Source organism: Pigmentiphaga humi (assembly GCF_900606115.1).
GTDB classification, from domain to species: Bacteria; Pseudomonadota; Gammaproteobacteria; order Burkholderiales; family Burkholderiaceae_B; genus Pigmentiphaga; species Pigmentiphaga humi.
This window is the reverse complement of sequence record NZ_UWPJ01000015.1, coordinates 163277-186718: the sequence shown is the minus strand read 5'-3', so window position 1 is coordinate 186718 and position 23442 is coordinate 163277. Positions and strand designations below refer to the sequence as shown.

The window sequence follows — 23442 nt, the reverse complement described above, 5'->3', positions numbered from 1 at the left end:
GGAGCTTAGATGCGTCACTACGAAGTAGTTTTCATCGTTCACCCGGACCAGAGCGAGCAGGTTCCGGCCATGGTCGACCGTTACAAGTCGCTGATCACCAGCCAGAGCGGCACGATTCACCGTCTGGAAGACTGGGGCCGTCGTCAACTGGCGTACCCGATCCAGAAGCTCGTCAAGGCTCACTACGTGTGCATGAACATCGAGTGCGGCCAGCCCACGCTGGACGAGCTCGAGCACGCTTTCCGCTATAACGATGCCGTGCTGCGCCATCTCGTCGTCAAGATGAAGAAGGCCGAGACCGCCCCGTCGCCGATGATGAAGATCGTCGAGCGCGAGGAGGCCCGCAAGGTTTCCACCGAAACCACCCAAGCCGAGGCCTGAGCCCGGCTGGAATGGCATGAGAGGTCGTAGCCGACCACCCGCATCGCAGACCGCCCGCAGGGCGTGTGCGGTGTCCTGGACGGCACGGCATTGAACAGGGTTCTGCTGACCGCCGAGGCGGTCGAGTGCAAGCCGATCAGGTACACCCCCGCCGGTATCCCGGTGCTGGAACTGACGCTTGTCCATGAATCCGAGCAGATCGAAGGCGGCAAGCCCCGCCGGATCGAATTGCTCGTCAATGCGGTGGCCATCGGCGACCTGGCCGGCAGGCTCGAGCGCGAAGCGCTGGGCAAGCCGCTCAGGATCGAAGGGTTCCTGGCTCCGACCCGGAAAGGTTCAAGCAGACTGAGACTGCACATCCAGCAAGCCGCCATCCTCGCCCGCGAGGACGCCGCGGAGGGCGGGCAGGGCAGCTCCCAGATGTGAAACGGATTGAATACCCAAGAGGTACATCATGGCCGCATTCGGCAAACGCAAGGAAAAAAAGAAGTTCGGTCAACAGAATCCGCTGTTCAAGCGGCGCAAGTTCTGCCGCTTCACGGCAGCTGGCGTTGACCAGATCGACTACAAGGATATCGAGGTCCTGCGCGACTTCATCCAGGAAAACGGCAAGATCATTCCTGCCCGCCTGACCGGCACCAAGGCGCACTACCAGCGCCAACTCGATACGGCAATCAAGCGCGCCCGCTTCCTGGCGCTCTTGGCCTACACCGACAACCACAATTGATTGCCGGGAGAGTCCAATCATGCAAATCATCTTGCTCGAAAAAGTCGCCAACCTGGGCAACCTGGGCGACGTCGTCCGTGTGAAGAACGGCTATGCCCGTAACTTCCTGATCCCGCAGAAAATGGCCAAGCGCGCCACCGACGCCGCGCTCAAGGAATTCGAAGCCCGCCGCGCCGAGCTCGAGAAGGTCCAGGCCGACAAGCTGGCCGCCGCGCAAGCCGTGGCCGAGCGCCTGGAAGGCCAGTCGGTGTCCGTCACCCAGAAGGCGGGTGTGGATGGCCGCCTGTTCGGCTCCGTGACCAATTTCGACGTCGCCGCCGCGCTGAAGGGCGCCGGTTTCGACTCCGTCGAAAAGGGCATGGTCCGCCTGCCCAACGGTCCGCTCAAGACCATCGGCGAATTCCCGCTGGAAGTCGCCCTGCACACCGACGTCGTGGCCAACATCACGATCGTCGTGGTCGGCGAAACCGCCTGATCGCCCATCCGTGGCGCCATCCGCCGCCAGGCCGCAACGGCCGGCGGCAACGGCGTACGAGCGGTGCCCGTCCAGGCTGAACAAACCCCTCATTTCGTGGAAATGAGGGGTTTGTTTTTTCGCCGCGGCAGGCAACCGCACGCCCCTTGTCAAAGGGCTACACTGTCACCGGCCCGCGCGCCGGCCGGCCGTTCCATCTCCTCTTTGTCCGTACTATGAATTCGCCCGTCGATCCCCAGCTCGAATCCCTGCGCGTGCCTCCTCACTCGGTGGAAGCCGAGCAGTCGGTGCTGGGCGGCCTGCTGCTCGACAATGCCGCCTGGGACCGCATCGCGGACATCCTCAAGGAAGACGATTTCTACCGCTACGATCACCGGATGATCTGGCAGCAGATGGCCAAGCTCATCGGCCTGGCGCGCCCGGCGGACGTGGTGACGACCTACGAAGCCCTGCAGGTGGCAGGCAAGGCCGAGGAGGTGGGCGGACTGGCCTACCTGAACTCGCTGGCGCAGAATACGCCGTCGGCGGCCAACATCCGCCGCTACGCCGAGATCGTGCGCGACCGCGCCGTGCTGCGCAAACTGGTGACGGTGGCCGACGACATTTCGTCGGCAGCCTTCAACCCGCAGGGCAAGGACACCCGGCAACTGCTGGACGAGGCCGAGTCCAAGATATTCCAGATCGCCGAAGAAGGCGCGCGCGGCACCGCCGGCTTCCAGGAACTGCAGCCGCTGCTGACCCAGGTGGTCGAGCGTATCGACGAGCTCTATCACCGCGACAGCACTTCCGACGTCACCGGCGTGCCCACCGGCTTTACCGACCTGGACAAGATGACGTCCGGCCTGCAGCCCGGCGACATGGTCGTCGTGGCCGGCCGCCCCTCCATGGGCAAGACCGCTTTCTCCGTCAACATCGGCGAACACGTCGCGGTGGAGGAGGGGCTGCCCGTGGCGATCTTCTCGATGGAAATGGGCGCCTCGCAGCTCGCCATGCGGGTGCTGGGCTCGGTCGGACGCCTGGACCAGCAGCGCCTGCGCACCGGCAAGCTGCTCGACGAGGACTGGCCCAAGCTGACGCATGCCATCCAGAAGATGCAGGACACCCAGCTCTACATCGACGAGACGCCCGCGCTCAGCCCCATGGAACTGCGCTCGCGCGCCCGCCGCCTGGCCCGGCAATGCGGCCAGCTGGGCCTGATCATCATCGATTACCTGCAGCTGATGTCGGGCAACGGCAGCGGCAACAACGAAAACCGCGCATCGGAACTGTCCGAGATCAGCCGCTCGATGAAGGGGCTGGCCAAGGAACTGAACTGCCCGCTGATCGCGCTCTCCCAGCTCAACCGCGGCCTCGAGCAGCGGCCCAACAAACGCCCCGTCATGAGCGACCTGCGGGAATCCGGCGCCATCGAACAGGACGCGGACGTCATCATCTTCCTGTACCGGGACGAGGTCTACAATCCCGACACCCCGGACAAAGGCACCGCCGAAATCATCATCGGCAAGCAGCGCAACGGCCCCATCGGCACCATCCGCCTCACCTGGCAGGGCATGTATACCAAATTCGCCAACTTCTCCGGCAACGCCTTCGTCGACAGCGAGTATTAGGCCCCCCCGTACGCCCTTACGGGCGCCCCCCAGGGGGCGATGCGCGTGGACCGGCAGAGCCGGATCCACCGCATCCTGGGTCTGGGAAGGGCGTCTCGGATCGAGGCAACGCGTTCTTGCCTTGTGCCCACATCCGCACGTGTCCTAACGACGGACACAGCGGATCGGGCTCCGCCGGTCCGCCAGTGCCGCCCCCTGGGGGGCGCCCGTAAGGGCGTACAGGGGGGCCTCCCCCTCATGCTACACTTCGCGCGGTTTTTAACGCGTCATGTGTTTGTCATATGGCGTATCGAGAGGACGCGATGTTTGCACGCTTGATGCCTAAGGAAGGGCGCTTTTTCGACATGTTCGCGGCCCATGCCGACTTGTGCCGGCAAGGCGCGCGCGAGCTTGCCGCGCTGATGGGCGACCTGTCGCAGGTGGATCAGCGTATCTTGAACGTCGAGACGCTCGAGAAAAAGGCGGACAAGATCACCCACGATACCGTCGACATGCTGCACAAGACGTTCATCACGCCGCTGGACCGCGACCAGATCCACCAGCTGATCACGACGATGGACGACATCCTGGACCTGATGGAGGATGCCGCCCAGTGCGTCGGCCTCTACGACGTCCGGGTAGTGACGGCGGATGCGCGGGCGCTTGCCGACATCGGCGTGCAATGCTGCGATCGCCTCCACATGGTGGTGGGCCTGCTGCACAACCTGGACGATACGGCCAGCATCATGAAAATCTGCGAGGAGATCGACCGCCTCGAATCCGATGCCGACCGCGTGATGCGCCGCGGCATGGGCCGGCTGTTCCGGGACGAGTCGGATACCCGCCAGTTGATCAAGATGAAGGCGGTCTACGAGCTGCTGGAAGAAGTCACCGACAAGTGCGAGGACGTTGCCAACCTGATCGAAGGCATCGTGCTGGAAAACGCCTAGTCGGGACATTTCATGGACACGCTTCAGATCAGTCTGGTCACGCTTTGCATCCTGGTCGTGCTGGCACTCATTTTCGATTTCATGAATGGGTTCCACGACGCAGCCAATTCCATTGCCACCGTGGTTTCCACGGGAGTACTCAAGCCTCATCACGCGGTCGTTTTCGCCGCGTTTTTTAATTTCGTCGCCATTTTCATCTTCCATCTCAAGGTGGCCGCCACGATAGGCAAGGGGATCGTCGATCCCACGTTCGTGGATCACTACGTCATCTTCGGCGCGCTGGTCGGCGCTATCGCCTGGAACGTCATCACCTGGTATTTCGGCATTCCGTCTTCGTCGTCGCACGCGCTGATCGGCGGCATCGTCGGCGCGGGGCTGGCCGCGGGCGGCCCGGGCGCGCTGATGACGCGTGAAATCCTCACCATCATCGCCTTCATCGTCGTCTCTCCCGTGCTGGGCTTCGTGCTGGGCGGGGCAATGATGCTGATCGTGTCGTGGCTGTTCTTCCGCACCCGTCCGCTCAAGGTCGACAAGTGGTTCCGCCGCCTGCAGCTGGTGTCGGCCGGCCTGTACAGTCTGGGGCACGGCGGCAACGATGCGCAAAAGACCATCGGCATCATCTGGCTGCTGCTGATCGCGGCCAACGTGCCGGGCGCGCAGGATCACGTCCCGATGTGGGTAGTCGTGAGCTGCTACACGGCGATCGCGCTGGGCACCATGTTCGGCGGCTGGCGCATCGTCAAGACCATGGGCCAGCGCATCACCAAGCTCAAGCCGGTGGGCGGGTTCTGTGCGGAAACCGGCGGCGCGATGACGCTGTTCCTGGCCGCGGCGCTGGGCATTCCGGTCTCGACCACGCATACCATCACCGGCGCCATCGTCGGCGTGGGGTCCAGCCGCAAGTTCAATGCGGTGCGCTGGGGCCTGGCAGGCAATATCGTGTGGGCCTGGATCCTGACGATCCCCGCTTCGGCGCTGGTCGCCGCCGGCGCCTGGTGGGTGGGCCGGCTGGTGTTCTGAGGGTTCGCCGCGGCCATCCGGAACGCGGCGACTTCCAGTATGATGGGCGCGCCCGATGCCGTGCCCGTGGGGCCGGCAGGCGCAATTCCTTCTATCCCGGACGGATGACACCATGACCCCCGCACCCATAAAAGCCATGCTCGAATCACGCGCGCTGCTGTTGCTCGGGCGCCTAGTCCTGACTTTCATGTTCTGGTCCAGCGGGCTGGTCAAGCTCACGGATTTCGCGGGAGGCGTGGCCGAGATGAGCCATTTCGGCCTCGAGCCGGGCTGGCTGTTCAACGCCCTGACCATCATCGTCCAGCTCGGCGGCTCGCTGCTGATCATCGTCAATCGCGGCGCCTGGCTGGGCGCAGGCGCGCTGGCCGTGTTCACGCTGCTGACCATTCCCATCGCGCATCCCTTCTGGACCATGTCCGGCCAGGAAGGCATGCATGAAATGCTGGTCGTGCTCGAACACATCACCGTGATCGGCGGGCTGATCCTGGCTGCCATCCTGGGGCAGCGCACCGCCCGCCGCTGACCGCATCCATTCCCGAACCCTTACCGGAGGACTCGTCCCTCATGATCCGCCATATCGTCATGTGGAAACTCAAGGAACACGCCGAAGGCGCCGATCGCCAGGCCAATATGCAGAAGGTCAGGCAGTTGCTGGAGGACTGCCGCGACTGCGTGCCAGGCATGCTGGAGTTCGAGATCGGGCTGGCCAGCGAGGGCTGCGAGGCCACTTACGACGTGGTTCTCAATTCGCTGTTCGAGAGCCGCGAGGCGCTCGAAGCGTATCAGGTGCATCCGCGGCACGTGGCGAGCAAGCCGCTGATGTCGGCCGTGCGCACCGAGCGCCAGTGCATGGACTACGAACTGCCGGCGAGGTAATCCCATGCCGGCAGACACTCCCCAGACCGTCACCGGCGTGTCGATTCCGTTCCTGGAATGGCTGGGCGCCCGCCTGGTCAAGGCCGAAGGCGGCGTCTCCGAGGTTCGCATGGCGATCCTGCCCGAACACCGGAACAGCTGGCAGGTGTGCCACGGCGGCGTGCTGATGACGCTGCTCGATGCGGCCATGGCGACTGCCGCGCGTTCGCTGCACCCCGAGCTGCGCGGCAGCGCCACCGTGGACATGACCACCAGCTTCGTGCGCCCCGGGCAGAGCGACACGCTGTTCGCCACCGGCAAGTGCTATCACCGCTCCACCACCATGGCCTTTTGCGAGGGCGAGGTGCGCGACGAGGCAGGCGAGCTGGTGGCGCGTTCCAGCGGAACGTTCAAATACATCAAAAAGCGCAGCGAACAGGGCGTGGATGGCTAGGCTGGAGCATCCCCGGCCCCTGGATCCCCAGGTGGCCGACCTGGTTGCGCGCATCCGCCGGGCGAACCGGCCGCCGTATTGGCAACACCCCCCGCAGGCTGCTCGCCTGTTCCACGAAAAAGCCAGCAAGGTGCTGGAGATCGCCGCGGCCGAGGTCGCGCAGGTGCGCGATCTCGAGATCCCGGTGGGGGCTGGACGGATCGGCGCGCGTCTGTATACCGGCATGGATGCGCCCGAGCCGGCTCCCTTGCTGGTCTTCGCCCATGGCGGCGGGTTCACGGTCGGAAGCGTGGAAGGCTACGATGCGGTCTGCCGCATGCTGGCCAACGGCGCCCGCTGCAAGGTGCTGTCCATCGGCTACCGGCTTGCGCCCGAATACAGGTTCCCGACCGCGGCCGACGACGTCTACGGCGCCTGGCGCTGGGCTTTCGACAAGCATGCGATGCTGGGCGTCGATCCGGCTCGCATCGCCGGCATGGGCGACAGCGCGGGCGGCACCCTGACCGCGCAGGCGGCCCTGCGCGCCCGCGACGACCGCCTGCCGCTGGCCGCCCAGGTGCTGCTCTATCCGGGCACGTGCGCCTGGCAGGACACGCCCTCGCACGAGACCTACGCCGCGGGCTACCTGCTCGACGCCCGGACCATACAGTGGTTCTTCAACCTCTACCTGCGCGACGACGCCGACCGGCTGGACTGGCGTTTCGCCCCCCTGGACGCTCCCGAGTTCGCCGGCGCGGCTCCTGTGCTGCTGCAACTGGCGGAGTGCGATCCGCTGGTGGACGAGGGGCGGGCCTATGGCGACAAGCTGCGGGCTGCGGGCGTGCCGGTGACTTGCCGCCTCTACCAGGGAACCACGCACGGCTTCTACAACATGGGCGGGGCGCTGCGCGTGGCGCGGCACGCGCAGCACGAGACCGTGGACTACCTGCGCGCGGTGTTCGGGACTTCGAAATCGACCTGACGCAGCGTGGCCGACACCAGGTGGCGCGCCTGCCGGGCGTCGTCGAAGCTCCGTTCTGCCGCCTGGACGCGGCCCCCGCGCGTGACCGCCAGCACCGTCTGGGAACGTGTGCCGTAGTCCGGCGTAATGATGAAGGCGGCGGACAGGGCGCGCTCGCGTTCCAGCGGGATGCCGGTGCTGGGCAGCAGCGCGTCCTCGGCTTCGGTCGTGTCCGCAAGCATCTGCAGATAGGCCGCCGGGCGCGCTTCGGTGGCTTTCAGCGTGGCCAGCGCCGCGGTGGTTCGCACGACCTTGGGCCAGGGCGTATCCAGCACCGCGTTCGATAGGCCGTAGACGCCCGGCGAAAGCGCCTTGGGCGCGTCGGCGGGGTAGCCGCGGCGGTGCGAGAAATACCAGAGGGACGGCGCGGGGCCGAACAAATCGCCCACGATCAGGTTGAAGCCGTTGAACGGGCCGGCCAGGCCGGCCACGCCGCGCAGGTAGCCGGCGGGAGCGTCCTCGCCCAGCAGGAATTCGGCCACCAGATGCCCGCGCGAGGGGGCCCGCGGGTCGTGGCTCCCGGCTTCGCGATAGTTGGTGATGGCGGCGAAGCGGCCCTGGCGGGTCACGCCCATCCAGGTGCCGCCTGCCGCCAGGTCGCGTCCGCCCCAGAGATCGGGATGATCGGTCCACCAATCGGCGGGCGCGGTCGGGCGGGCGTAGAACTCATCGCGGTTGGCAGCCACCAGCAGCGGCGTTTCGCCGAGCGGATCCCAGGCGAAAGCAATCAGGCACATGAAGCAGCGGCGCCCAGGTCCGCCGGGTCCACGGGCAGGTCGGCGAAGGCCTCGGTGCGCCGGGGTCCGCGCAGCAGCGGCGCCAGGCCGCTGGCCTCGGCGGCTTGCGCCAGCGCCGCTTCCAGCGCGGCGGTATCGGCGACGCCTTCGTAGACCTCCATCCAGGTCGCCACGCCGTCGCTCGCGCCGGGGCGGGCCAGCAGCTGCGTGCGCCGGGCATGGGGCCGGCCGGCGGCCAGCACCTGGCGCGCGGGGGCCAGCGCCCGGGCGAGGTCGGCCTGCGCCAGCTTGTAGTAAACGTAGAGATGATCCATGCCGGGTGTCCTGTTCAGCCTTGCGCGTTGTTGCCGGCCAGCGCATAGGGCAGGGCCTGCGGGGCGATGACCGGGCCGATGGGCGAGCCCGCATGCAGCGGCAGCTCGCCCTGGCCGGCGGCCAGCGTGCTTTCGTAGAGAATGGCGACGCCGTCGCCGTCGGGAGCGGCGTTGACGATGCGGCCGCAGGGCTGCTCGTCGCCCTCCTGGAACACGTCGGCAGCGACCAGCGCCTGCGCGTCGGCCTGCGCGTCGGCCTGCGCGAGCCGGCCATGGAAGGTTCGCCGCTTGACCTTGCCCAGGTAGTGGCTGCGCGCGACCACTTCCTGGCCGGGGTAGCAGCCCTTGGTGAAGCTGACGCCGCCTATGAGCTCGAAATTGACCATCTGCGGCACGAACAGGTCTTGCGTGGCGGCGGTGATCCAGGGAATGCCGGCGGCGATGTCGGCGGCGCGCCAGGCATCGGCGCCGCCGTGGGCGATGCCGGCGGCCTGCGTCAGCGCGGCCAGTTGGCCATCGTCGCCTATCCACCACCAGCGCGCCGGCCCGGCATCGGCGCGGGGTGCGGCGATCCAACTGCCGCTGGGGAGGTCGGCGCGGACCCAGTCCGTCGTGGGCAGGGGACCGCCAGCGGCGGATTGCAGCGTTTCGGCGCCGCCCCAGGCCCCGGCCACTTTCAGCGGGGTGACCGCAAGCTTGACCTTGGCGCGCAGCACGAACATGGACAGGCGCTTCTGCAGCGCGGCCGCCAGGCCGGCGTCGACCACCAGCAGCAGCCGCGGGACCGGGTCGGCCGGATCGGGCCGCGCGCGCCACAGCAGCGCGCTGGCCAGCATGCGCCCCTTGGCCGTGCAATAGCCGGCCAGGCATGCATGGTCCGGATCGAGCTTGGCGACGTCCTGGGTCAGCTGGCTTTGCAGGAAATCGGCGGCGTCGGCACCCTTGGCCTCGATCACGGTCAAATGATCCAGCGGCACCATGCCGGCAGGCGCCTGGGAAGCGGTCCCGGCGGATAAAATCTCTTGGACGGACATCTTGGAGTAGTCGATGAAGTCGATCGAAGTATTATAGGCAGCCCATGCCCAAACGACATTTTTCCCTCAAGCGCACGCTGGCGGTATCGTTCATCGCACTGATGCTGCTGGCGCTGGCAGGCATAGGCGCCGCCGTCGCCTACCTGCGCATGCCGCTTTCGCTGCCGTCCGACAAGGTCGATTTCGTCATCGACGAAGGCACGACCATGCGCGGCATCGCCCTTCGGATCCGCGAGGCCGGCATCGACGTGCCGCCCGAGGTCCTGATCGCCTATGCGCGCATCACCGGCACGGAGCGCCGGATCAAGGCGGGAGGCTACGAGGTGGTGCGCGGCGAATCGCTGTGGACGCTGCTGACGCGACTGGCGCGCGGCGACGTCACGCAGCGCGAGATCACCTTCATCGAAGGCTGGAATTTCCGCCAGATCCGGGCCGCGCTGCGCCGCCACCCGGACGTCCGCCAGACGCTGGACGGCCTGGACGACGCCGCCGTCGCCGCGATGGTCGGCGCCTCCACCAGCCATCCCGAGGGGCTGTTCTTTCCCGATACCTACCTGTTCGCCGTGGGGTCCAGCGACATCGACATCCTGCGCCGCGCCCACCGCGCCCAGCAGCGCGAACTGGCCGACGTCTGGGGCCGGCGCCATGAGAGCCTGCCGCTGGGTTCGCCCTACGAGGCGCTGATCCTGGCCTCCATCATCGAAAAGGAAACCGGTTTGCATACCGATCGGGAACGCATCGCAGGCGTGTTCATCAACCGGCTGAGGCTGGGCATGCCGCTGCAGACCGACCCGACCGTGATCTACGGGCTGGGCGAAGTGTTCGACGGCAATCTGCGGCGGCGCGACCTGCGCGCGGACACGCCGTGGAATACCTACACCCGGCGCGGCTTGCCGCCCACGCCCATCTCCAGCCCCGGACGCGCTTCGCTGCTGGCGGCGGTGCAGCCCGAGCCCCACAAGTTTCTTTACTTCGTCTCGCGCGGCAACGGCACCAGCGCTTTCTCCGAAACGCTGGATACCCACAACCGCAACGTCGGCCGCTACCAGCTCGGCCGCGGCCAGACGAGCCCGCCCGCGGCGCCGCCGCCCGGCCCGGTGGACGCCGCGCCGGCCGACGTGCCTCTCGAGGGCGCCATGCCTTCCGCGGAGTCCCAGCCATGAGCGCGCCTGTACGCGGCCGCTTCATCACCCTGGAAGGCGTGGACGGCGCCGGCAAGAGCACCCACCTGGACTGGCTGGTCGCCGAGCTGCGCAGCCTGGGCCTGGAGGTGGTGCAGACGCGCGAGCCCGGCGGCACGCCGCTGGGTGAACGGCTGCGCGACCTGCTGCTGTCCGAACCGATGCGGCTGGAGACCGAATGCCTGCTGATGTTCGCGGGGCGCAGCGAGCACATCCGCACCGTCATCGAGCCCGCGCTGGCCGCGGGCAGGTGGGTCGTGTGCGACCGCTTTACCGATGCGACCTATGCCTATCAGGGCGGCGGACGCGGCCTGCCGGCCGAGCGCATCGCGGTGCTGGAGCAGTGGGTCCACGGCGGCCTGCAGCCCGATCTGACCTGCCTGTTCGACGTCCCGCTGGAAGTGGCGCGCGAACGCCTGGGGCGCACCCGCGTGCTCGACCGCTTCGAGCGCGAAGACGACGCCTTCTTCGAGCGCACGCGCGCGGCCTATCATGCCCGGGTGCAGGCCGATCCGGCGCGTTTCCACCTGATCGATTCCACCCGTTCGATCGAGGCGATCCGGACCGAACTGGCCGGACTGCTGCACGCTTGCGTGGCCGGGGCGGGAGAGCGGTCGTGATGCCGCGTTTCTATCCCTGGCATGAAGAGGCGGCGCGCGCCTGGCTGGGCGAGGAGCAGCGGCGGCGCTTCGCTCATGCCTGGCTGATCCATGGCCTGGCCGGCATAGGCAAGGTCGAGTTCGCGCGCGCGGCGGCCGCCAGTCTGTTGTGCGAGCGGCCCGAGGGCGGCATGGCCTGCGGCGGTTGCCCGGCTTGTACCTGGTATGCGTCCGGCAACCACCCGGATTTCCGGCGGATCCGCCCCGAGGCGGTCGCGCTGGCTGAAGGGCAGGCCGAGGACGCCGAGGGCGACGGCGAGGGCGGCGAGGCCGACACCGCCAAGGCCGGCTCCAAACGCGCGCCTTCGCGCGAGATCCGCATCGAGCAGATCCGCGCCATCGAATCGTGGGCCAATACCGGCACGCACCGCGGCGGCTTGCGAGTGGTGCTGCTGTACCCGGCCGAGGCCCTCAACGTGATCTCGGCCAACGGCCTGCTCAAGATCCTGGAGGAACCGCCGGCGCATACGGTGTTCCTGCTGGTATCGGACGCGCCCGACAGGCTGCTGCCGACGCTGGTATCGCGTTGCCGCCGGCTGCCGCTGGGGGCGCCCGCGACCGGCCCGGCGCTGGCCTGGCTGCAGCAGCAGGGCGTGGCCGATGCCGCCGCGCACCTGGCCGCGTCGGGCGGAGCGCCGGTCGTCGCCTGGCGACATGCCGAAGCGGGCCTGCCGCCGCGGGCGGCCTGGCTCGATACACTGGCATCGGCGCTGGCACAGGGCAAGGCGCCCGACGTCGGCCAATTGGTCGATGCCCTGGACAAGACGCCGCCTGCGGCATGGATGGATGCGCTGCAGCGCCTGGCGGCCGACATTGCGCTGGCGCAGGCCGGTACGGCCGCCCGCTATTTCCCCGACCTGGCGGCCGCGACCGCCAAGATCGGAGCGCGCGCAGGCCGGTCGCGGATAGGCGAGCTGGCGCGCTGGCTCGGCCGGCAGCGCATGATCGCCGACCACCCGCTGAGCCCGCGACTGTTCGCCCAGGACGTGCTGAACCAGGTCTGCGGCGCATGCGCCGCTCCGCGCAAGACGGCCGCCTGACGGCTGCCGTGCCTCGATTACCGTTATTTGATACGTCGTACACCTGCCATGTTTGTCGATTCGCACTGTCACCTGGATTTTCCCGAACTGGCCGCGCAGCTGCCGGACGTGCTCGCGCGCATGCGCACGAATGGCGTGGGCTGCGCGCTGTGCGTCAGCGTCAACCTGCCGGACTGGCCGGGCCTGGTGGAACTGGTGGCACAGCACGACAACCTGTGGGCCTCGGTCGGGGTGCATCCCGACTACGAAGACACGCCCGATCCCTCGGTCGAGCAACTGGTCGAGATGGCCGCCACGCCCAAAGTCGTCGCCATCGGCGAGACCGGCCTGGACTACTACCGCCTGACCGGCGACCTGGAATGGCAGCGCGAGCGGTTCCGCCGCCATATCCGGGCGGCCCGCGCGACCGGCAAGCCGCTGATCATCCACACGCGTTCGGCTTCGGACGATACCCTGCGCATCATGCAGGAGGAGGGCGCGGCCGAGGTCGGCGGGGTGATGCACTGCTTTACCGAATCGCAGCAGGTGGCCGATGCGGCGATCGCGATGAATTTCCACATTTCCTTTTCCGGCATCGTCACTTTCAAGAGCGCGCGCGACTTGCAGGAGGTGGCGCGCAACGTTCCCCTGGAGCGGCTGCTGATCGAGACCGACTCGCCCTACCTGGCGCCGGTGCCGTATCGCGGCAAGCTCAACGATCCGTCCAAGGTGATCCACGTGGCGGAGAAAATCGCCGAACTCCGAGGGGTTCCAGTCGCTGCGATCGAAAGCGCATCGACAGAGAATTTTTTCAATCTTTTCAAAGATATAAAGAGTTAAGTTGAAGTTATAAATAGCTTTAACTCAGCTTGATTCGCCGCCGAGTGGCCTACCCGGCGGCACAGTTCTATTTCCCAATGCAATGAGGCATGCGCAGATGCGTACCCGTATGAAAACAATCGGACTGCAAACGCTCGCGGCGCTTGGATGCTGCCTGGCGATGGCGTCGGCCCATGCCGATACGGCCGACGATTTCTGGGTGGACCTCCGCAACGACCGGGCCAAGTCGGTCAAGTCGCTGCTGGTTCGCGGCATCGATCCCAATGCCCCCAACGCGGCGAGCAACCCGCCCTTGGTGGAAGCCATCAAGGAGCAGGCCTGGGAGGTCTACGACGTGCTGCTGGCGGACCCGCGCATCGACGTCAACCGCAAGAACCTGCTGGGCGAGACGCCGCTGATGTACCTGGCCATACTCGGCGAGACCGCGCGCATGGAGAAGCTCATCGAACGCGGAGCGGAAGTGAACCAGCCGGGCTGGACGGCCCTGCACTACGCCGCGACGATGGGGCACAACGACGCGGTGAGCCTGCTGATCGAACACCATGCCTACATCGATGCCGAATCGCCGGACCAGACGACGCCGCTGATGATGGCGATGCGCTATGACCGCGGCCCCACCGTCAAGCTGCTGCTGGACGAGGGCGCGGACGGCTACGCGCGCAACGCCCAGGGCAAGAACGCCGCCGACGTGGGGCGCGAGGCGGGTAATACCGTGCTGGCGAACGACCTGGTCGAACGGCTGAACCTGGAGCGCCAGCGCCGCATGCGCCGCTGAGCACGCGCCCATGCCCCGTTCCTCTCCGCTGACGCCCGGCTTCATGGTGGTCCATGGCAATCGCCTGGAAGACCTGCGCGGCCTGGCTGTTTCGTGGATGCAGCGCTATCCGCTCGCGCCGCTGGAGAACGAAACCATACTGGTGCAGAGCAACGGCATCGCGCAGTGGCTCAAGTTCGCGCTGGCCGAGGATCCGCGCGTGCCGGGCGCCGAGCAGGGCTGCGGCATCGCCGCCGCGCTCGACGTGCAGTTGCCGGCGCGCTTCCTCTGGCAAGCCTATCGGTCCGTGCTGGGGCGCGACCGCCTGCCCGAGACTTCCGCCCTGGAACGGGGCGAGCTCGCCTGGCGCCTGCTGAGGCTGTTGCCGGACCTGCTGGCGCAAGAGGCCTTTCTGCCGCTGCGCCGCTTCCTGGCCGACGACGACGGCATGCGCAAGCGCCACCAATTGGCGCTGCGCCTGGCCGACCTCTATGACCAGTACCAGGTGTACCGCGCCGATTGGCTGACCGATTGGGAGCAGGGGCGCGACGTGCTGCGTACCTCCCGGCGCGGCGAGGTGCCGCTGGAGCCGCAGGAACGCTGGCAGGCCGAGCTGTGGCGCGCGGTGCTCGCGGACCTGGGCGACGACGGGCTGATCCAGGGGCGGGCGCGGGTGCACCGGCGCTTTCTGTCCCGGCTGGCGCAGTTGGACGAAGCGCCTTCCGGCCTGCCGCGCCGGGTGATCGTGTTCGGCATTTCCTCGCTGCCGGCGCAGGCGCTGGAAGCGCTGGCCGCGCTGTCCAAGTTCTGCCAGGTGCTGCTGTGCGTGCACAATCCCTGCCAGCATCACTGGACCGACATCGTCGCCGACCAGGACCTGCTGCGCCACCGGTACCGGCGCCAGCAGCGCAAGCCGGGCCTGCCGGTTCCCGCCGACGGCGAGGCGCTGCACGCCTTCGGCCATCCGCTGCTGGCCGCCTGGGGCAAGCAGGGCAGGGACTACATCCATCTGCTCGACACCTACGACATTCCCGAGCGCTACCAGGAGCATTTCGCTTCCATCACCGACCGGCGCATCGACCTGTTCAGCGAGCCGCGGGCCGATCATCTGCTGGCGCAGCTCCAGGACGACATCCTGAACCTGCGCACGCTGGAAGAAACCCGCCGGCAATGGGAGCCCGTGGATCCCGCGCACGACGATTCGGTGCGCTTTCACCTGGCGCACAGTCCGCAGCGCGAAGTCGAGATCCTGCACGACCAGTTGCTGGCGCGTTTCGACGCCGATCCCGGCCTGCGTCCGCGCGACGTGATCGTCATGGTGCCGGACATCGACGTCTACGCGCCGCACATCCGCGCGGTGTTCGGGCAGCTGGACGCCAGGGATCCGCGCCGCATCCCGTTCACGCTGGCCGACCAGGGACAGCGCGGCCGGGAGCCGCTGCTGATCGCCGCCGAGCACCTGCTGCGCCTGCCGGAGAGCCGTTTCGCCGCCAGCGAGATCCTCGATCTGCTCGACGTGCCCGCGGTGCGCCAGCGCTTCGGCCTGCGCGAGGCCGACCTGCCGCAGCTGCATCGCTGGATGCAGGGAGCGGGCGTGCGCTGGGGCGTGGATGGCGGGCAGCGCGCCAGCCTGGGGCTGCCCGAGGGAATGGAGCAGAATACCTGGCGCTTCGGGCTGCGGCGCATGCTGCTGGGCTACGCGGCGGGCCAGGCCGCGCCGTTCCAGGGAATCGAGCCCTATGACGAAGTCGGCGGTCTGGAGGCCTCGCTGGTCGGCGCGCTGGACGCGCTGCTGCACAGCCTGGAGAAGGCGCGCGCGGCGCTCGCCCGGCCCGCATCGCCGCAGGAGTGGGGGGAGCGCCTGCGCGGGCTGATGGCGGCGTTCTTCGCGCCGGCCACCGAACGCGAGGAGGCCGCGCTGGGCAGTCTCGAACAATTGCTCGAAGACTGGCTGGAGTCGTGCGAGCGGGCGGGGCTGAGCGAGCCGCTGCCGCTGGTGGTCGTGCGCGAGGCTTGGCTCGAAGGCCTGGACCGGGGCCGGCTCAACCAGCGCTTCCTGGCCGGATCGGTCAATTTCTGCACGCTGATGCCCATGCGGGCGATTCCCTTCCGCGTGGTGTGCCTGCTCGGCATGAACGACGGCGACTATCCGCGCATCCAGGCCCCGCCGGATTTCGACCTGATGCGCGGCGACTACCGGCCCGGCGACCGTTCACGCCGGGAAGACGACCGCTACCTGCTGCTGGAAGCGCTGCTGTCGGCGCGCGACGCGCTGCTGGTGAGCTGGGTGGGGCGCAGCGTACGCGACAATGCCGAGCGGCCGCCGTCGGTGCTGGTGGCGCAACTGCGCGATCACATCGCCGCCGGATGGCGCCTGGCGGGCGACGACGACGGCCAGGGCCTGCTGCGCGCGCTGACCACGGTCCATCCGCTGCAGCCTTTCAGCCAGCGCTATTTCCAGTCCGCCGACGGCCCCTGGTTCACCTACGCCCGCGAATGGGCTGCCGTGCACGCGCCGCCGGCCGCTCCCCCATCCGATCCGCCGCTGCCGCCTCCACCTTCGGCGGCGGCGCTCGACCTGGCCTCTTTGCAGGGGTTTGCGCGCAATCCGCTGCGCGCCTTCTTCAACCAGCGGCTCAAGGTCTATTTCGACGAGGCGGATCCGGTCGCCGAAGACGAAGAACCCTTCGCGCTGGACGGCCTGGCCCGCTACCAGCTGAGCGAGGCGCTGCTGGCCGCCGCGCTGGATGCCGGCGACGAACAGGAGGCGCTTTCCCGCCTGCGCGAAGAAGCCGGCGCGCTGGCCCGCGGCGGGCGGCTGCCGCTGGCGGGCTTCGGCCGGTTGCTGGGCGAGGCGCTGCTCGCGCCCCTGCCGGAATTGCTGGCGCGCCATCGCGCGCTGCGTGCCGGCTGGCCCGAGGTCTTGTCCATGCCGCAAGCCGTGGCGCTGCGCCACGGCGGCATCGAACTGGCAGGCTGGCTGGCGGGATTGCGGCGCAACGCGGACGGTGCCCACTTGCTGCTCGAAGCGGTGCCCAACGCCCTGGGCCTCGACCAGCGCCAGCCGAAGTGGCATCGGCTGGTCCGCCCCTGGGTGGCGCACCTGGCCGGCAATGCGATGGGCCTGGACCTCACCACGGCGCTGGCCGCGACGGACGGCGACCTGCGCCTGCCGCCGATCCGGCCTGAAGTGGCGCGATCCTGGCTGGGCGCCTTGCTCGACGCCTGGGACGCCGGCATGCGCGAACCACCGCCGGTGGCGGTGCGGTCGGCGTTCGCGTGGCTGGCCGAGCTGCCCGACCGCGAGGCCGCGCGCGCGCAGGCCCGCAAGACCTTCGAAGGCACCCAGGCCGCCGCCGGCGAAAACAGCCGCGATCCCTACCTGGCGCGCCAGTACCCGGATTTCGACGCCTTGTGGGCGGACGGCGGTTTCGCCGCCTGGGCCGAGACCCTGTACCTGCCGCTGGTGGAAACCGTGATGGAAAACCGCCCGGCCGGCCGCGCCCGGAGCAAGGTATGAGCTCCCCCCTAAGCCCTTACGAGCGCCCCCCGGGGGGCGCGCCCCGCAATCTCGCCCTGGACCTGCCGCTGCGCGGCAGCCGGCTGATCGAGGCCAGCGCCGGCACGGGCAAGACTTTCACGATCTCGGCGCTGTTCGTCCGGCTGGTGCTGGGACACGGCGGCGAGCACGCCGGCTTCGGACGCGAACTGCTGCCGCCCGAGATCCTGGTGGTGACGTTCACCGACGCCGCGACCCAGGAACTGCGCGACCGCATCCGCACGCGTCTGGCCCAGGCCGCGCGTTTCTTCCGCGGCGAGGCCGATGCGCCCGACGAACTGATCGGGGCGCTCAGGCGCGACATCGACGAAACACGCTGGGCGGAGTGCGCGCACAAGCTGGACGTCGCCGCGCAGTGGATGGACGAGGCCGCGGTTTCCACCATCCACGGCTGGTGCCAGCGCATGCTGCGCGAGCACGCTTTCGATAGCGGCAGCCTGTTCACCCAGACCCTGGAAACCGACCATAGCGGCCTCCTGGCCGAGGTCGTGCGCGACTATTGGCGCCAGCACTGCTACGGGCTGGAAGGTTCGGCGCTGGACTGGGTGGATGCGAACTGGGGCACGCCCGACGCCTTGCGCCGCCGGGTCGCGCCCTTGCTCGCGCACGCGGCCGACGAGCAGGGCGAGACTTCGCTGGCGGCCATCCTGCAGGCGTCGCTCGCCGCCCGCGACGCCGAACTCGCCAGGATCAAGGCGCCTTGGCCGGCCTGGAGCGAAGCACTGCGCAGCCTGTGCGACGCGGCCTGCGCGGCCAAGCGGGTCAACGCGCGCAAATTCCAGCCGCGCTGGTACCAGCCCTGGTTCGACAAGCTGGCCGCCTGGGCCGCCGACCCCGGCCAGGCCGCCCTGGACCTCGGCACGGGCTTCCAGCGCTTGACGCCGGCGTTCATGGCCGAGGTGTGCGATCCGGGGCACCTCATCGACCATCCGGCGCTGCACGCCATGGTGGACTTGCCCGCGCGGCTGGCCGCGCTGCCGGCTCCCGATTCCGCCATGCTGGCCCACGCGGCGCGCTGGATAGGCCGGCGCTTCGATGCGGAAAAGCGCCGCCGCGCCGAAATGGGCTTCGACGACATGCTGGTGCGGCTGGATGCCGCGCTGGGCGGCGAGAACGGCGAGCGGCTGGCACAGCTCGTGCGCGCGCAGTTTCCGGTGGCGCTGATCGACGAGTTCCAGGACACCGACCCCATCCAGTACCGCATTTTCGACCAGATCTACCGGGTCGCGGAGAACCGGGACGATTGCGCGCTGCTGATGATCGGCGACCCGAAGCAGGCCATCTACGCTTTCCGCGGCGCCGACATCCACACCTACCTGCGGGCGCGCGCGGCCACGGCCGGCCGCCATCACAGCCTGGACACGAATTACCGCTCCACCGCCGGCATGGTGGCGGCGGTCAACCGGCTGTTCGAGGCGGCCGAGGCGCGTCCCGCCGGGCAGGGCGCCTTCCTGTTCCGGCAAGGCGGCGACAACCCTCTGCCGTTCGTGCCGGTGCGCGCGCGCGGCAAGCGCGAAACCCTGGTGGCCGACGGCGTGCCGTGCCCGGCGCTGACCTTCTGGCTGGCCGAACAGGACAAGCCCATGGCGGGCGGCGCCTATCGCGCCGCGATGGCCGCAGCGTGCGCCGGCGAGATCGTGCGGCTGCTGGAGCAGGGCAGGCGCGGCGAGGCCGGTTTCCTGGAAGAGGGCGTGCTGCGTCCGCTCGCCCCCGCCGACATCGCGGTGCTGGTCCGCGACATGGGCGAGGCCCAGGCCATCCGCGCCGAGCTGGCCGGCCGCGGCGTGCGCAGCGTCTATCTGTCCGACAAGGATTCGGTATTCGACGGCGCCGAGGCCGGCGACCTGCTGCGCTGGCTCAAGGCCTGCGCCGAGCCGGACGACGACAGGAAGCTGCGGGCGGCGCTGGCCAGCGCCGTGCTGGCGCTGCCGCTGGACGAGCTCGACGCGCTGAACCGCGACGAGCGCCTGTGGGAATCCTGGGTGCTGCGCTTTCGCGGCTACCGCGAGATCTGGCGGCGCCAGGGGGTGCTGCCCATGCTGCGGCGCTTCATGGACGACTTCGGCCTGCCGGCCGCGCTGGCCCGGCGCGCCGACGGCGAACGGGTGCTGACCAACCTGCTGCACCTGGCCGAGCTGATGCAGCAGGCCTCGGGCGAGCTGGACGGCGAGCAGGCGCTGATCCGCCACCTGGCGGGGCATCTCGGGCAGGACAGCCAGGCCAACGAAGCGCAGACGCTGCGGCTGGAAAGCGATGCCGAGCTGCTCAAGGTCGTGACGGTGCACAAGTCCAAGGGGCTGGAATATCCGCTGGTCTTCCTGCCCTTCGCCTGCTCGTTCCGCCCGGCCGACAGGAACAAGCCGCCGCTGCGCTATCACGATGCGCAGGGCCGGCTAGTGGTGAGCATCGCGCCCGACGAGCACGAAGAACTCCTGGCCGACCGCGAGCGTCTGGCCGAAGACCTGCGCCTGCTGTACGTGGCGCTGACCCGCGCTCGCCACGCCTGCTGGCTGGGCGTGGCCGACCTCCGGCGCGGCCTGGCGCAGGAGTCGGCCTGGCACCGCTGCGCGCTGGGCTACCTGGCGGGCGGCGGCGAGCCGCTGGCCGCCAGCGCGCAACTGGGCGAGGTCCTGGCCGCTCTCGATCCGGACGGCGGCTGCCTGCGCCTGGCGCCCGCGCCGGAGCCCGGCGACATCCGCCTGGCGTCGGCGCCGGCCGGCGCGCGCGCGCCGGTTTACCGTACCCGTTCCGCCGCCACCGGCGAACCGTGGTGGATCGCTTCCTACAGTGCCCTGCGCATCGCCAGCCTGACGGGCGGCGAGGAGGTGGGCAGCGCAGCGGAGCGGCACGGCGACCTGAGTCCGGAAAGCCCGGACGGCCAGAAGCTGTTCGACGACGACGTGCTTTCCCTCAATGCGGCGCAGCCTGTGCCGGCAGCGAGCGGCACGGGCATGCATCGTTTTCCGCGCGGCCCCGCGCCCGGCACCTTTCTGCATGGGCTCTTCGAATGGGCCGGCGCCGAAGGTTTTGCGCAAGCCGCCGCCGATACGGAGCGGCTGGCCGATGCCGTCGCGCGGCGCTGCAACCGCCGCGGCCTGCAGGCCTGGATCACGCCGCTGACGCGCTGGTTCGCCGCCACGCTGCAGGAACGCCTGCCGCTGGGAGCAGGGCGGTCCTTCCGCTTCGCCGATCTCGCCGCCTACCAGGTCGAGATGGAGTTCTGGTTTCCCAGCCGCAACGTGGACGTCGGCCGCATCGACGCGCTGGTCCGGCAATACGTCCAGCCCGGCATGCCGCGTCCGCCGCTGGAGGCGGACACGCTCAACGGCATGTTCAAGGGTTTCATGGACCTGGTGTTCGAACACGAGGGACGCTATTACGTGGCCGACTACAAATCCAACTGGCTGGGGCCGGCCGATGCGTCGTACACGGCCCAGGCCATGCAGGCGGAGATCCTCGCCAAGCGCTACGACCTGCAATACGTGCTCTATCTGCTGGCCCTGCATCGCCAGTTGGCGGCGCGCCTGCCCGATTACGACTACGATCGCCACGTGGGCGGCGCGGTCTACCTGTTCCTGCGCGGCACGCGCGCGCCGACCTGCGGCGTGGCCTTCGACTGCCCGCCGCGCGCGCTGATCGAAGCCTTGGACGCGCTCTTCATGGGGCAGCACCAGTGACCGACGCCCCCGCCAACTACGAGCTGCCTTTCGACGAACCCGCGGCGGGCTCGCCGCACCTGCGCGATCCGCGCGCGCTGCTGGCGGTACTGGATGCCTGGGTCGAACACGGCTGGCTGCGGCGTCTGGACCGCGCCTTCGTCGGCTTCCTGTACGAGTGCCAGCCCAACACCGGGCCGCTGGTGGCGGTCGCGGCCGCGCTGGCCAGCCATCAACTGGGCCACGGCCACGTCTGCCTGGACCTGGCGTTGACGCTGGAGCGGCCGGACGAGGCTCTGTCTCTGCCGCCCGAAGGCGAAGCCACCGCCGGACTGCTGCTGCCCTCGGATCTGCTGGCCGGCCTGAGCGCGCAGGCCTGGCGCGATGCGCTGGCGGCGGCCAGCCCGCTGGTGGTGGATGCTGCCGCGGCGGGCCGGCGCGACGACGGCCGGCCGCTGGTGCTCGATGCGGACCGCCTGTACCTGCGCCGCTATTGGGACTTCGAACAGCGCATTGCCGCGGCGCTGCGCGAACGCCTGCGCCAGCCGGACGATGCGCCCCCGGATCTGCCCGCCGCGCTGGCCCGCCTGTTCGATACTGGCCCGGATGCGCCGCGGCCCGATTGGCAGAAGCTGGCCTGCGCGCTGGCGGCGCGCGGCCGTATCGCCATCATTACGGGCGGTCCGGGCACCGGCAAGACCACCACGGTCGTCCGGCTGCTGGCGCTGCTGCAAATGAGCGCGTGCGCGCAAGGGCGGCCGCTGCGCATCCTGTTGTCCGCGCCGACCGGCAAGGCGGCGGCGCGCCTGTCCGCCTCCATTGCCGAACAAGTCGGCCGACTGCCGCTTGCCGAGGAGGTCCGCGCCGCCATCCCCACCGGCGTATCGACCTTGCACCGCTTGCTGGGCAGCCGCCCGGACACGCGCCACTTCCGTTACCACGCCGGCAATCCGCTGCTGGCGGACATGGTGGTGGTGGACGAAGCCTCGATGATAGACGTCGAAATGATGGCCAGCCTGGTGGCGGCCTTGCCGCCGCGGGCCCGGCTGGTGCTGCTGGGCGACAAAGACCAGCTTGCTTCGGTCGAGGCGGGCGCCGTGCTCGGCGATTTGTGCCGCGACGCGGAGGAGGGCCGCTACAGCCCCGACACGCGGCATTGGCTGGAGTCCGTGAGCGGCGAATCCTTGGACGGCGCGGGGCTGCTGCCGGGCGATCCGGCACGGCACGCCATGGCCCAGCAGACCGTCATGCTGCGTCACTCGCGGCGCTTCGGCGCGGGCAGCGGCATCGGCCGGCTGGCGCGCGCGGTCAATGCCGGCGATCCGCAGGCGGTGCGCGCCGTGCTGGCCGAGGAGGGCGGCCGTGCCGAGCCGGATGTCTACGCCGCCTACAGCCCCCGCGCCCAGGCGCTGGACCGCCTGCTGCTCGACGGCCATGCCGCGCCGGGAGCCGCGCGGCCGGTCGGCTATGCCTATTATCTGCAAATCATGCAGACCGAACGTCCTCAGCCCGGCACGCCGGCGGGCGATCCCGCCTGGGACGCCTGGGCCGGCGCCGTGCTGGCGGCGTTCGACGCCTTTCGCCTGCTGTGCGCGGTCCGCAAGGGCGACCTCGGCGTGGAAGGCATGAATGCCCGCATCGCGCGCGCGCTGCTGGCGCGCGGCCTGATCGGCCAGGACCAGGGCTGGTACGAAGGCCGCCCGGTGCTGGTGACCCGCAACGACTACGGACTGGGGCTGATGAACGGCGACATCGGCATCGCATTGCGCGTGCCGCAGCCCGACGGCGGCGACCCCATGCTGCGCGTCGCGTTCTTGCGCAGCGACGGCGCGCCCGGCGTGCGTTTCGCGCTGCCGAGCCGCCTCAATGCCGTCGACACCGTCTACGCGATGACCGTGCACAAGTCCCAGGGCTCGGAGTTCGCGCACACGGCCTTGCTGCTGCCGGACACGGCCAGTCCCATTCTGACGCGCGAATTGGTCTATACCGGAATCACGCGCGCAAGAAACTGGTTCACGCTGATCGAAAGCGCGCCCGGCACGCTGGAACAGGCCGTGGCGAGACGGGTGCGGAGGATCAGCGGGCTGGCGGTGTGAATGGACGAGTGGGGAAACGCCGTTTTTTACGCGAGTAAGGCGCCTCCTTTCTCCGGCTTCAATATACGCATAATGTATATTATGTAAAGTATCAAATGTGGGCGCCCACGGCACATTGCTTGCTTAGGCATGGGCCTACCCATGG

The 23442-nt window shown here is 68.9% G+C and carries 22 protein-coding genes; 19 read left to right on the top strand and 3 right to left on the bottom strand.

Features of this window, described 5'->3' with window-relative positions; genetic code table 11:
• The first annotated feature begins 9 nt into the window (after positions 1–9).
• From rpsF to PIGHUM_RS09005, 11 genes are all read left to right on the top strand, one after another.
• On the top strand, positions 10–381 hold the full coding sequence (gene rpsF, locus PIGHUM_RS09055; RefSeq protein ID WP_124079243.1) for a 30S ribosomal protein S6: 372 nt from the start codon (positions 10–12) through the stop codon (positions 379–381).
• Positions 382–471: 90 nt separating this feature from the next.
• Entirely contained in the window at positions 472–807 is a 336-nt protein-coding gene (priB, locus tag PIGHUM_RS09050) for a primosomal replication protein N (RefSeq protein ID WP_124079242.1), read from the top strand.
• Between the two features lie 28 nt (positions 808–835).
• Complete coding sequence (gene rpsR, locus PIGHUM_RS09045; protein WP_087780204.1) at positions 836–1108, top strand: 30S ribosomal protein S18; 273 nt, start codon at positions 836–838, stop codon at positions 1106–1108.
• 19 nt (positions 1109–1127) lie between these two features.
• Positions 1128–1583: a 50S ribosomal protein L9 gene (gene rplI, locus PIGHUM_RS09040; protein ID WP_124079241.1), complete on the top strand. Its 456-nt coding sequence runs from the start codon at positions 1128–1130 to the stop codon at positions 1581–1583.
• A gap of 215 nt (positions 1584–1798) precedes the next feature.
• Positions 1799–3190, top strand: a complete 1392-nt coding sequence (locus tag PIGHUM_RS09035; RefSeq protein WP_124079240.1) for a replicative DNA helicase — start codon at positions 1799–1801, stop codon at positions 3188–3190.
• A gap of 302 nt (positions 3191–3492) precedes the next feature.
• A complete protein-coding gene (locus PIGHUM_RS09030) occupies positions 3493–4119 on the top strand; it encodes a DUF47 domain-containing protein (RefSeq protein ID WP_124079239.1) in 627 nt (208 codons plus the stop codon).
• Between the two features lie 12 nt (positions 4120–4131).
• Positions 4132–5139: an inorganic phosphate transporter gene (locus PIGHUM_RS09025; protein WP_124079238.1), complete on the top strand. Its 1008-nt coding sequence runs from the start codon at positions 4132–4134 to the stop codon at positions 5137–5139.
• Positions 5140–5251: 112 nt separating this feature from the next.
• Complete coding sequence (locus PIGHUM_RS09020; protein ID WP_124079237.1) at positions 5252–5662, top strand: DoxX family protein; 411 nt, start codon at positions 5252–5254, stop codon at positions 5660–5662.
• A 41-nt stretch (positions 5663–5703) separates the two neighbouring features.
• Positions 5704–6015 (top strand): Dabb family protein, encoded by a 312-nt coding sequence (locus PIGHUM_RS09015; protein ID WP_124079236.1) that lies wholly within the window; start codon positions 5704–5706, stop codon positions 6013–6015.
• 4 nt (positions 6016–6019) lie between these two features.
• The gene (locus tag PIGHUM_RS09010) at positions 6020–6448 is read left to right on the top strand and encodes a PaaI family thioesterase (RefSeq protein WP_124079235.1); all 429 of its coding nucleotides are present in this window, start codon (positions 6020–6022) and stop codon (positions 6446–6448) included.
• On the top strand, positions 6441–7409 hold the full coding sequence (locus PIGHUM_RS09005; RefSeq protein ID WP_124079234.1) for an alpha/beta hydrolase: 969 nt from the start codon (positions 6441–6443) through the stop codon (positions 7407–7409). Before PIGHUM_RS09010 ends, PIGHUM_RS09005 begins: the two co-directional genes overlap by 8 nt.
• Here PIGHUM_RS09005 and PIGHUM_RS09000 read toward each other — a convergent pair.
• Genes PIGHUM_RS09000 through ygfZ form a run of 3 tightly spaced genes read right to left on the bottom strand, consistent with a single transcriptional unit; the run spans position 7370 to position 9533 of the window.
• A complete protein-coding gene (locus PIGHUM_RS09000; protein WP_124079233.1) occupies positions 7370–8185 on the bottom strand; it encodes an NRDE family protein in 816 nt (271 codons plus the stop codon). The two genes, PIGHUM_RS09005 and PIGHUM_RS09000, sit on opposite strands and share 40 nt — an antisense overlap.
• The gene (locus tag PIGHUM_RS08995; RefSeq protein ID WP_124079232.1) at positions 8176–8499 is read right to left on the bottom strand and encodes a DUF4936 family protein; all 324 of its coding nucleotides are present in this window, start codon (positions 8497–8499) and stop codon (positions 8176–8178) included. Before PIGHUM_RS08995 ends, PIGHUM_RS09000 begins: the two co-directional genes overlap by 10 nt.
• A gap of 14 nt (positions 8500–8513) precedes the next feature.
• Complete coding sequence (ygfZ, locus tag PIGHUM_RS08990; protein WP_124079231.1) at positions 8514–9533, bottom strand: CAF17-like 4Fe-4S cluster assembly/insertion protein YgfZ; 1020 nt, start codon at positions 9531–9533, stop codon at positions 8514–8516.
• A gap of 44 nt (positions 9534–9577) precedes the next feature.
• Between ygfZ and mltG the strand changes: the two genes are divergently transcribed.
• The 8 genes from mltG to recD all read left to right on the top strand — a co-directional run bounded on the left by mltG (position 9578) and on the right by recD (position 23297).
• Positions 9578–10696 carry an endolytic transglycosylase MltG gene (mltG, locus tag PIGHUM_RS08985; RefSeq protein WP_124079230.1) on the top strand — a complete coding sequence of 373 codons (1119 nt, stop codon included), beginning with the start codon at positions 9578–9580 and terminating at the stop codon, positions 10694–10696.
• The gene (gene tmk, locus PIGHUM_RS08980) at positions 10693–11334 is read left to right on the top strand and encodes a dTMP kinase (RefSeq protein ID WP_124079229.1); all 642 of its coding nucleotides are present in this window, start codon (positions 10693–10695) and stop codon (positions 11332–11334) included. The genes mltG and tmk overlap by 4 nt, the downstream gene beginning before the upstream one ends.
• Positions 11334–12413, top strand: a complete 1080-nt coding sequence (gene holB, locus PIGHUM_RS08975; protein ID WP_124079279.1) for a DNA polymerase III subunit delta' — start codon at positions 11334–11336, stop codon at positions 12411–12413. The genes tmk and holB overlap by 1 nt, the downstream gene beginning before the upstream one ends.
• 48 nt (positions 12414–12461) lie before the next feature.
• A complete protein-coding gene (locus PIGHUM_RS08970) occupies positions 12462–13232 on the top strand; it encodes a TatD family hydrolase (protein WP_124079228.1) in 771 nt (256 codons plus the stop codon).
• 109 nt (positions 13233–13341) lie between these two features.
• Complete coding sequence (locus PIGHUM_RS08965) at positions 13342–14007, top strand: ankyrin repeat domain-containing protein (RefSeq protein WP_160142217.1); 666 nt, start codon at positions 13342–13344, stop codon at positions 14005–14007.
• Positions 14008–14017: 10 nt separating this feature from the next.
• Positions 14018–17506, top strand: a complete 3489-nt coding sequence (recC, locus tag PIGHUM_RS08960; protein ID WP_124079226.1) for an exodeoxyribonuclease V subunit gamma — start codon at positions 14018–14020, stop codon at positions 17504–17506.
• Entirely contained in the window at positions 17503–21222 is a 3720-nt protein-coding gene (gene recB / locus PIGHUM_RS08955; RefSeq protein WP_124079225.1) for an exodeoxyribonuclease V subunit beta, read from the top strand. The genes recC and recB overlap by 4 nt, the downstream gene beginning before the upstream one ends.
• Positions 21219–23297 (top strand): exodeoxyribonuclease V subunit alpha, encoded by a 2079-nt coding sequence (gene recD, locus PIGHUM_RS08950; RefSeq protein WP_124079224.1) that lies wholly within the window; start codon positions 21219–21221, stop codon positions 23295–23297. The genes recB and recD overlap by 4 nt, the downstream gene beginning before the upstream one ends.
• Positions 23298–23442: the final 145 nt, after the last annotated feature.